This is a genomic window from Mesorhizobium sp. M0048, from assembly GCF_040323405.1.
Classification (GTDB): domain Bacteria; phylum Pseudomonadota; class Alphaproteobacteria; order Rhizobiales; family Rhizobiaceae; genus Mesorhizobium.
Genome location: NZ_JAMYUV010000061.1, coordinates 25,969 through 34,998, shown reverse-complemented (window position 1 = coordinate 34,998; position 9,030 = coordinate 25,969). Strand labels below are relative to the sequence as shown.

At 55.0% G+C, this 9,030-nt stretch carries 8 protein-coding genes; 2 read left to right on the top strand and 6 right to left on the bottom strand.

Going from position 1 to position 9,030, the window contains the following annotated elements; genetic code table 11:
* The coding region (gene eruA, locus NKJ84_RS29385; RefSeq protein ID WP_352509347.1) for an NACHT domain-containing antiphage protein EruA at window positions 1-4,010 on the bottom strand (4,010 nt) is incomplete at its 3' end.
* Between the two features lie 284 nt (window positions 4,011-4,294).
* Here eruA and NKJ84_RS29380 point away from each other — a divergent pair.
* Window positions 4,295-5,188 carry a type IV toxin-antitoxin system AbiEi family antitoxin domain-containing protein gene (locus NKJ84_RS29380; RefSeq protein ID WP_352458833.1) on the top strand — a complete coding sequence of 298 codons (894 nt, stop codon included), beginning with the start codon at window positions 4,295-4,297 and terminating at the stop codon, window positions 5,186-5,188.
* Window positions 5,146-6,069 (top strand): nucleotidyl transferase AbiEii/AbiGii toxin family protein, encoded by a 924-nt coding sequence (locus NKJ84_RS29375; protein WP_352509346.1) that lies wholly within the window; start codon window positions 5,146-5,148, stop codon window positions 6,067-6,069. Before NKJ84_RS29380 ends, NKJ84_RS29375 begins: the two co-directional genes overlap by 43 nt.
* A gap of 58 nt (window positions 6,070-6,127) precedes the next feature.
* On the opposite strand, the gene NKJ84_RS29370 is transcribed toward NKJ84_RS29375, so the two are convergent.
* The 5 genes from NKJ84_RS29370 to NKJ84_RS29350 all read right to left on the bottom strand — a co-directional run bounded on the left by NKJ84_RS29370 (window position 6,128) and on the right by NKJ84_RS29350 (window position 9,021).
* Window positions 6,128-7,123, bottom strand: a complete 996-nt coding sequence (locus tag NKJ84_RS29370; RefSeq protein WP_352509345.1) for a hypothetical protein — start codon at window positions 7,121-7,123, stop codon at window positions 6,128-6,130.
* 222 nt (window positions 7,124-7,345) lie between these two features.
* Window positions 7,346-7,639 carry a hypothetical protein gene (locus NKJ84_RS29365; protein WP_352509344.1) on the bottom strand — a complete coding sequence of 98 codons (294 nt, stop codon included), beginning with the start codon at window positions 7,637-7,639 and terminating at the stop codon, window positions 7,346-7,348.
* Between the two features lie 19 nt (window positions 7,640-7,658).
* Window positions 7,659-8,165 (bottom strand): hypothetical protein, encoded by a 507-nt coding sequence (locus NKJ84_RS29360; RefSeq protein WP_352458537.1) that lies wholly within the window; start codon window positions 8,163-8,165, stop codon window positions 7,659-7,661.
* Window positions 8,166-8,224: 59 nt separating this feature from the next.
* On the bottom strand, window positions 8,225-8,581 hold the full coding sequence (locus NKJ84_RS29355; protein ID WP_352458538.1) for a DUF4238 domain-containing protein: 357 nt from the start codon (window positions 8,579-8,581) through the stop codon (window positions 8,225-8,227).
* Window positions 8,578-9,021, bottom strand: a complete 444-nt coding sequence (locus NKJ84_RS29350; protein ID WP_352509343.1) for a DUF4238 domain-containing protein — start codon at window positions 9,019-9,021, stop codon at window positions 8,578-8,580. The genes NKJ84_RS29355 and NKJ84_RS29350 overlap by 4 nt, the downstream gene beginning before the upstream one ends.
* Window positions 9,022-9,030 lie beyond the last annotated feature (9 nt).

The window sequence follows — 9,030 nt, the reverse complement described above, 5'->3', positions numbered from 1 at the left end:
TTCGCCAAAGCAACAGCAGCCTGATCAGACCAGATACCGTTCCCGATTCGAAGGCCATCCGTCGAAAGCGCTCGCGTCAACGTGCAGCGAAAATAGCGCTTACCCTTTAGCTGTGCCGTCGTCGTTATGGATAAGTCTTTACGCCCCGCGATTTTCTCACCTGCCCCGAACCATAGAACGAGATAGATGCCTTGATCCGCCGCATCAGGGTGCACGCTATAGCGGTCGTGAAGCTGCGCCGAGGCGGCTGAAAAGAGCTTTGAATGCCACTGCCCTTTGACCTCGATGACGAGCAGCCGCCGTCGACCGTCAATAATCACTGATGCTGTGATGTCGCATCGGTTCGCATGCGCCATGTGATGTTCGATTGTGACCGAGAGGTTCAAGGCCGACATTTTCACCTGTAGCCGGTCAACGATCCGATCGCGCGAACTATTTTCATCGAGGTGCTCGCCGCCCGGATAGAACATGTTGAGCGGGTCGGTCTCGGCGCCCTGAACCCATCGCTGGTATTCCACCAGTTCTTCAACCAACAATGCACGCAAATCCTCCACGGTGGCGATCTTGCTATGGTCGAGAAAATTGACGATGTCCTTTGCAGAGGGCGTTCGAAAATCCTGTAGCGCCTGTTTCCGGTGCGCCGCAGCTTTCATGCTGCGGGCATCCCTGTGGAAATCAGCAAAGCGATCATCGGACAAAAGCTTGTCCAGGACCGGGAGGCTCTGATCAGGAGAATCGCGTCCTATTAGGTGAACCACATCGCTCAGAAAGCGATAGGCCGTTTCGCCGGGCGGGTCGCCCGTACCCCACGAGCTGGGTAGAAAGACCTTCGGCCATACATCGACGTATGCGTCTAAGATTGCAAATACCTTCTTGGCCGAGAGCACAGGCCACCCCACCGCGTCATCCCGATAAAACCGGCCCGCTCGATGCTCCAAACGGGTTATCGTCTGCGGATCAGCCTTTAGCGCTTCCCAAACAGCTCCCGGCGGATCTTCTAGGAAGAATAGTGCCCGCAGAAACCAGAATTTTTGGTCGGACTTTTCGTCGTCGGTCGTAGCTTCACGCCCGGTCCACGCCGCACATTGTTGTTCGATTAAGTGCCGTAGTCTTGAGCGATCAGCATGCTCCGCACAGATGTCAAAGAGCGTATCTCTGGCCCCCTTGGGCATTTCCGGAAACCGCTCCAGCCATTCCAACGCCAGTGTTTTTTGAAGAGGTTTGAATGCCTGTTTGTGACGAAGCCAGCCGACATCGGTAGGTGGGTCGCCCGGTTGAGTTAGCTGGGGTTCGATAAATTCTCGCGCATAGGCTTCGACATCCGAAAGATCCCCAAACAGCAGTCGATCGATCTCGGCTTCCAAAGCCTTGCCTTCTCCTTCCCCATATCCACCATACCCCCCCAAATCAGTCTTCACGGCGGCAAGGACTTTACGATCGATCCGCTCAAGAGTTCCTGACCCGCGAAAATATGCGAGACATGCGGCGTGCAGCACCCGCGTGACCGCCTTCCGTTGTTGAGAAAGAGCTGATAGAGTCGGAACATGCTCGTCGAGCAAGGGGAAGCTGTTCAGAAGCGCTCTGTCAGCGCTGCGAACGTCATCGAATATCTCACCCATCTTTTCGGGTTGGAGAAGGTAGTAGTCGGCAATCAGTCGGAGTGCACCCCAGTGCGCACCGGCCTCGATTCTTGCCAAATTTTCTCGAAAAAAGGCTAGCCTCGCTAGTTTGGTTTGATCTTCCTTGCGTTGCCATCTACGGTTTGATCTCGGCCAGCGATACCGATCCTTGTCTATCAATGAACGGGTTTCACGCTCACGCTTGGACCAGATTCTGAGCAGCTCTGATCGTTCGCGTCCTTGCCTGCGCATCAAGGCCCGGAAATCGTCTGGACCTTTCTTTTCCGAATAAATGTTATGCATGGAATAAAATCCGCCCCACAATGCGGCATTGCCCGTTTCAAAGGCATGGTCGAGCAGGGCACGATAATCACGTAGGTTCATCTGCAACCCCGAATGACGCTGGCTCATCGAGAGGCGCATCCGAACGTCCCATACGTCCTTGTCGTCGGCACAACCTGCGAAAGCGAGCCGATGTATCGCCTGCCGTAATTCGTCGTTCTCGGTCAGTGCCTGCACTGCGATGCTCTGATCTGACGATTTGGTGCGATCAAACGTCAGAGATTTCGTCCATCCCCAAATTTTGTCTGGCGCATGTGTTTTGGTCGACAGCTTGAAATATTGGTCAAGCAGTGAGCCGGCGATCTTGCTGACCTCGATACGACAATTGCATCGATGTTCGCGTGTTGCACCGCATGTGCAGGTGAGGCCACGGGTAAGCTCGTCGAGAAGCCATTCTGTGCCGGGCAGGTCGAACGTGCTGATAAACTGCCTCACGTAAAAACGAAGCTCCGGCGCCGCTTGATCGCGTCGTTTCCTGACCTTCCCTGTTGCTGCAATTCTTTGGAGCAAGGCGAGTACCTGCTCCCTTCCGATCACCTTCATACCCAATTCGGTGATGATATCAGTCGCGATACGCAACGAGGCTGTATCGCCCATCGCAATCAGGGTTGTGACATCCGGCCCGCGGTCGCGGTCCGGCAATTCCGTGAGAAGGTGCTGCGCACGCATACGAGACGACAACTGGTTGTCAGCGTCGAGCATGATGCAGCAAAGCTCTTCTTCGAGGTGCGGGATAGCGTCGGATGCTTGAAGAAGTTCGAGAAGAAGATCGCGCAACTCGGGCGCGACTTTGTCGCCAGTCAGCTGCTCTTTCAGGTCATCGACCATATCGACGCTGAAGAGGCCAGCCACGCTAAATCGCCGCCAGGAGTCGCTGCGGCGGAAATACGGATCGATTTTTGAGAGCTCGCGCAGTCGTGTCATGAGAAGATGCTTGGATGACGACGTAAGTTGCGACGGGTCGCCGTTGGCCAGCACCGCATAAGGGTCGACGTCGATACAAGCCCGTTGGATATGGGGACTTCCTACAGCCGCCATCCATCCGAGCATGCCCCGAAGCTCGTCGCGCACTACGCTGTTGGGCGCGATTACCGCGAGACACCGGCCAAGGGAAAGCGGATCGGTAGCATCGTCAATGCGTGTCGCAAGATAGCGTGCGGCACAATATTCTGAAACGATGCGATGCACCGGCTCGTGCCTCGCGGGTGTGGCTGATGGTTTGAAGAGCCGCGTGTCGAGCGTGGATTGCAACAATGACAGGTCAGCGGTGCTGACCGCCCGCAGATACGGGAAATCCATATCGCCTGGCTGCTCTACAGAAGATAAGCCTGTTGATCCCGATAACAGCAGTTTTGCAAAGAGCTCTTCTCCGACGCGGATAATTGCATCAGAGGGCGGCCGTCCGCGCTGTTTTGGCGATGCGCTTCGCTCCGAGGTCAGCCTCTCGACCGCGTCAACGAAAATCCTGCTTTTTGTCACGAACTTCCGACCGCTCTGCACATAGGCGTCAGAGAAGAGCTTGAGAAATTGTGGATTACCTAAAAGCGGCACGAGCTCGAAGCGAGCAGCTTCATTGAGGAACGCTGTGAAATCCTCTCCCGGAAGATAGGCTTCAAAAAGCAGCTTCTGTTCCGCTTCGGAAAACGGCAAAAGCCGTACCACGGCCGGCTCAGAGCCGAAGCACTGTTGCAAAAGCCGGGTTCGTGCCGGGTCCCATTCACTGGAGCGACAGGCCAGCACGACGATACCCGCCTGCGACTCCTTTGCCTTGACGATGATCTGATCAATTGCAGATTGGTCTATACGGGCCACTTCATCGAGAGCATCGATGACCAATGACGGAACCTCGGCTATCACCGAGCGGTGACGGAAGCTGCTTGCTGTGCAGAATTCACCACCTAAATGGGCGGCCATGCTCGTCAGAAGATCGCTCTTGCCAGCACCTGGTTCTGCTAGCACAACAATGAGTGCCTCTTCGGCGAGCAAAGCCGCCTCTGAAATGATCCTGTCCCCGTGATAGAGCGATCGTGGAATATAATTTTGGTCCATTCATGCAGCATAAGCGCCGCCAATGTCTCACCCAAGCTGCAATTTAAGATTGGTGGAACGCACGTGACTGGCGTGTGCCTGGATTCGTTCAGTAGTTCCCGTCAACTCCATCGTGCTGACGCGCGGCGCCTATCGGACGAACACGAAAGAACCCGCTGAGCCTCGCGTATTGAGTAGAGTGCTTGTTTGCAAATATTTAAATTTGCGGCGATCATCGCCGCATTTTTGAAAGATTGTAAATTCACTTTAAAAGTGATAGTTTATGAGAGTCGCAAAATACGGCGATGATCGCCGCATCGAAAGTGTTTTTTAAACCTATGCCAACGAACACCGACCGAAGACAATTGCTGCGAAACCTGGTGCCTGAGGGGCTACCGGTGACGAAGCGTTGGCTGTCCGAGCAGAATCCGGACTTCGATCGCCACGCGCTCGATAATCTGGTCAAAAGCAGGCAGCTCACGCTGGTCGCGTCCGGTGTCTATATACGCCCCAGTACACACCTTACCTGGCAGGGCATCGTCACCGCACTGCAGACCATCTTCCGCACGGATCTAAGTGTCGGCGGATTGACAGCGCTCGAATTGCAAGGATTTGCGCACTACCTGCCATTGTCGAGGCAACGCGCGGTCCATCTTTACGGCAAAGACGTTTTGCCGGCCTGGCTAGGGAGTGCGCTGCCTTCAGTCCAGTTCGTTCGCCACAATCGTCTCTCCTCGCTAGGCGGTTCCGGCCTCGTCAACCGCGAGTACGACACAAACGAGCGAACGCTCGTGGATAGCAGCATACCGGGTCAGCGGACAGGCGCTTGGCCGTTCACCATGTCATCGCCCGAGCGGGCTTACCTTGAAGTCCTGATGGACGTGCCGGGCGCCATATCCTTCGAGCACGCCGACCAGCTTCTCCAGGGCATGACCACGCTCTCACCAAGGCGCATGGAGCAACTCTTGCGCAAGTGCACGAGCGTCAAATTGCGCAGGCTGTTCTACTGGATGGCCGAGCGTCATTCCTACGCCTGGCTGAAGAAGCTTCCCAAACCCGAAGCGCTTGATGAGCTTGGCCTTGGTAGCGGTAACAGAATGCTGGTCAGAGGCGGCAGACTCGATCCAAAATACCGCATAACGGTTCCGGAGGAGATGTGGACACAACCAGCCCTTATTACAGACAAGTCCGACTCCTGACGCGTGTCTTGCCGCTGGTCGCGGCAGAGACGTGTTTCGCCCTCAAAGGCGGCACCGCCATCAATCTCTTTGTTCGCGATCTGCCGCGGCTCTCCGTCGACATCGATCTCGTCTATCTGCCCATGGACGAGCGTGACGAAGCGCTTAAGAAGATTGCTGAAGCGCTCTCGCGCATTGCTGATGCGATCTCAAAGGCGATGCCCGATACGGAGATCATCAGATCGTACGAAGATCAGCGGGATGCCTTGCGTCTTTTCGTGACCCAAGGCGGCGATCGGATCAAGATCGAACTCTCCCCTGTGCTGCGCGGCTCAGTATTCCCCGAGGAGCTACGGGAGGTGTCGCCCGCAGTCGAAGAGCAATTCGGTTACGTCGAGATGCAGCTTCTTTCGATCCCCGATCTATATGCCGGAAAAATCTGCGCGGCGCTTGACCGCCAACATCCGCGTGATCTCTTCGATATCAAATTGCTGCTCGAGAATGAAGGGCTGACCGAAGATTTGGTGAAGACTTTTCTCGTCTACCTCATCAGTCACAACCGAACGATGGCTGAACTCCTACAACCAACCCGCAAGGACATTGCCGGCATCTACGAAGGAGAATTTCTGCGCATGTCGCAGATCGAGGTGAGCCTCGATGAATTGCTCGACGTTCGCGAGCGGCTGATCACCGGGCTAAATCAGGCATTGACCGACGATCAGCGAAAATTCCTGCTCTCCTTCAAAGCCCGTCGCCCGCAATGGGATCTGCTCGGCATTGAAGGGGCGGACAAGCTGCCCGCCGTTCGCTGGAAGCTGCACAATCTGGATCGCATGCCAGAAGAACGGCATCGCGGGGTGTATGAGAACTTGGAGCGGGTGTTCGGCCAGAAACGCAAATAAGCGACGCCGCGCAAGAATCAGGTCGATCCCGTCTCACCGACACGACATCAGGATGTCTTCAAGACGTGGAGGGGACTGCTCCATCTGGTGTGTCATCTCCCGCAGATTCCCGTGTCAGTTCGAGACGCGTGATTGTCAGTGTTCCGTCTTTTGCCAGATAGACCGGAAGGATAACGGTGTTATCACTTTCGGTCACCACGTCTTCGATTACTCGGACATACTTGTCCTGCTCGCCGGGAAGGGAATTGGCCTCTCGGTCCCAAGCTGCGATGGCTCCTGCTAGCCAGTCTGCTGCCCGGATATAATGGTCGAACCACATTACTTCCTTGCCGGTGCTGCTATCCGGAATAGCGACTCCAGGTATGATGCCCGATGCATCTATGTCCAGAAGTCCAGCCAACCCAACAAAGTTATTGATTGCGTAGTCCCAAACGAGGCTATCGCAGTAATTGATCATGCTGTCACGGTCGCAGAACCAACTAATCATTTCCGGTTTGCGGTCGCGACACAATATCAACGAGATGATGGCAAGGTACAGGGCTAGCAGAGTGAGATCGGTGAAGAGCCCCACATTGAATGAATTGGCCTTCGTTTTTTGGATCGCAGCCTTGAATCTCCGGATCTGTTCGTCGCCTCGTTCCGCCGAGATGAGCGCCGCCACTGTCAGCGCCAAGCTCTCTTGGATGACGTCTCTCGGCTTCATGTCCCCATTACTATAGAAGGCCCGATCCTGCCTCATCGGTATCAGGATGTGAAAATGGCGCGAGTCCCGCAGCCAAGCCGCTGCATTGGCGCCAAGTGTCTTGCTGTCCTTTAAGTCTCTCGGGAGGTTCTGCCGAACCTCTTCGGCAAAGTCTGCGGGAAACAAATCGTACGGGATGATGCTGAAGGCGAAGCAGTCGCCTGGGCGGCTCTTGTCGCGTAGCGCGAAGTCCCCTGCAATGATCCACTTGGTAGTAGCTGGCTTCTTGGCAAGCCAACTACGGAATATCTTTAGGGCACTCTTGTCGAAAGTTTCGATGAAGCAGCTGGCAAACTCTGAGGGCTCGATCATGAGCGCTATGTAGCGAACGCCCGATGTTCAAGCTAGCTCTGTTTGCCAAGGCTGATCGGCCCGATGGTCGGTCCGTTCGGTGTCGAGGCTTGTCGCAAGAGTGGCCGGTGACCTTCAAGAACGTTCATCTAGTGGCCAGATTTAACTCTCGCTCAATCATTTCCCTCGTTACCACGCGCGCACGATCTCGCTCCCGGTATGCCTTGGCAAATTCCTCGTCGCTCAGGCTCCCACCGCCATGCGCGCCAGGATGTACGTTTGCACAAAGGGTACAGTCCCAAAGGATTTCTTGACGAACTGAGCTCCAGGTGTATCGGCAATGAACCACGGTTGCCGGCCAAAATAGCCGAACTGCTTGGAAATGATCGCGCTAAATAATTGCAGTGACGAAAGAGCGTCTTCGCGCGGCGCCGCATAGGTATCCGCGTTGAAATGGATTGACCGGTTTCGCAGCTTAGCTAACTCCAGGAAATAATCGCCGACACCATCCGCAAAAACACCCCACTCGGAAAGCACGTTGACGGCAAATGGCCAGTCATCGAACGAGATATACGTTTTTGTAGTGAGGCGAGCTCTTGAAACTGCCCCGCAAGTCCAGAACCAAGTGATCGAGGATGCGCACACCCAACGCGCAAGCCGCAACGAGAGCCGGATAGTAGGCACCTACAACGAACGCCTGGCGAGCCTGATGATAGAAGCGATTATGGTACGCAACCAGGGACATTGGCTTTGCGCCGGGATCGACAATGTTTTGAACGATTGCGTCCTGATTCCACGTGCCGTATTCGTCCTTTATGCGCGATATTGTCTTCTCGCGGTTCTCAGCATGCAGCGTCTTTGCTTCATCGTCCCACGTCTCGCCGGGCTCATCGAGGAGCATTGGAGTCGAGTCAAAATCGAATGAGTACGGGTGATACCGGCGCATCGCCCGATCGGCGACTCCCGCGTGATGGGTGTGACTATATACGCCTTGCGCCAAGTCTATGATTGTGATGCGGGTTTGAGGGTGATCTCCCACGGTGCTTCCCGAAATATAGATCATAACATACGCGCGTGGTGGGTAGGTGCGAAAGCACTCTTCAGGATTGCGTAGCAGCGGCCTCAAGCAGCCTTTTCGTCTACGGCGAACATTTCGGCGCTGACTTCATCCGGGTGACGGTGTGTGAACATATGCTCGACGACGTTACGCCAGTTGAGAATGTTCTGAACCTCACCCTTTCCAGGTACCGCATAATACTGGCAGTCGGGCTCAGAGTTCCGATTGTCCAGATGCAGAACGCGAGTCGGACTGAGCGGAAATATGACGCTCGTCTCCGCATCCTTGAGGCCGCGGAAACGCATGCTCGGATGCAGAACCGTCACCGGGCTGTCTGATGTGATGAAAACCGGTCTCTCCGAAGTTATGATGGACCACCTCATATTTAACAGCAACTCGGCCAGCGATGAGGCTTGGGTCAATTATCCAGCCACATGCGCTTTACATCATCTTCGCCTGCGTCCCGATACGCGGGCCATGATGCCTTATCCACGTCGTACTTTCGTCCGCCGATTTCCACCCTGTCAGGCGGTTCGCCGGCTGCCATGTAGAAGGATCGAAGATGCTGATAAATTTCAGCGGTCCGATTGAAGAAGGATGGATTGCGCAGGTACATAACCGCCGTCAGAAGAGCGATGCCCTCGCGCGTAACCTTGTTACTGAGATCGATATACCCCGTGCTGATTTCTGACCAGAACGGCATGCCAAAAAGCTGCTCAAGATTGCTGAGCTTCTGTTCGAGTTGGTAATTGCGCTGGCCGTTTTCGACGGGGGCATAAAGGTAAAATTTCACGGCGACCTTTGAGATAGATCGCTTGAGGGGATCGCCGCCTGACTTCCCGAAAGTCCAAATTTTTCTCACAGCTACTAT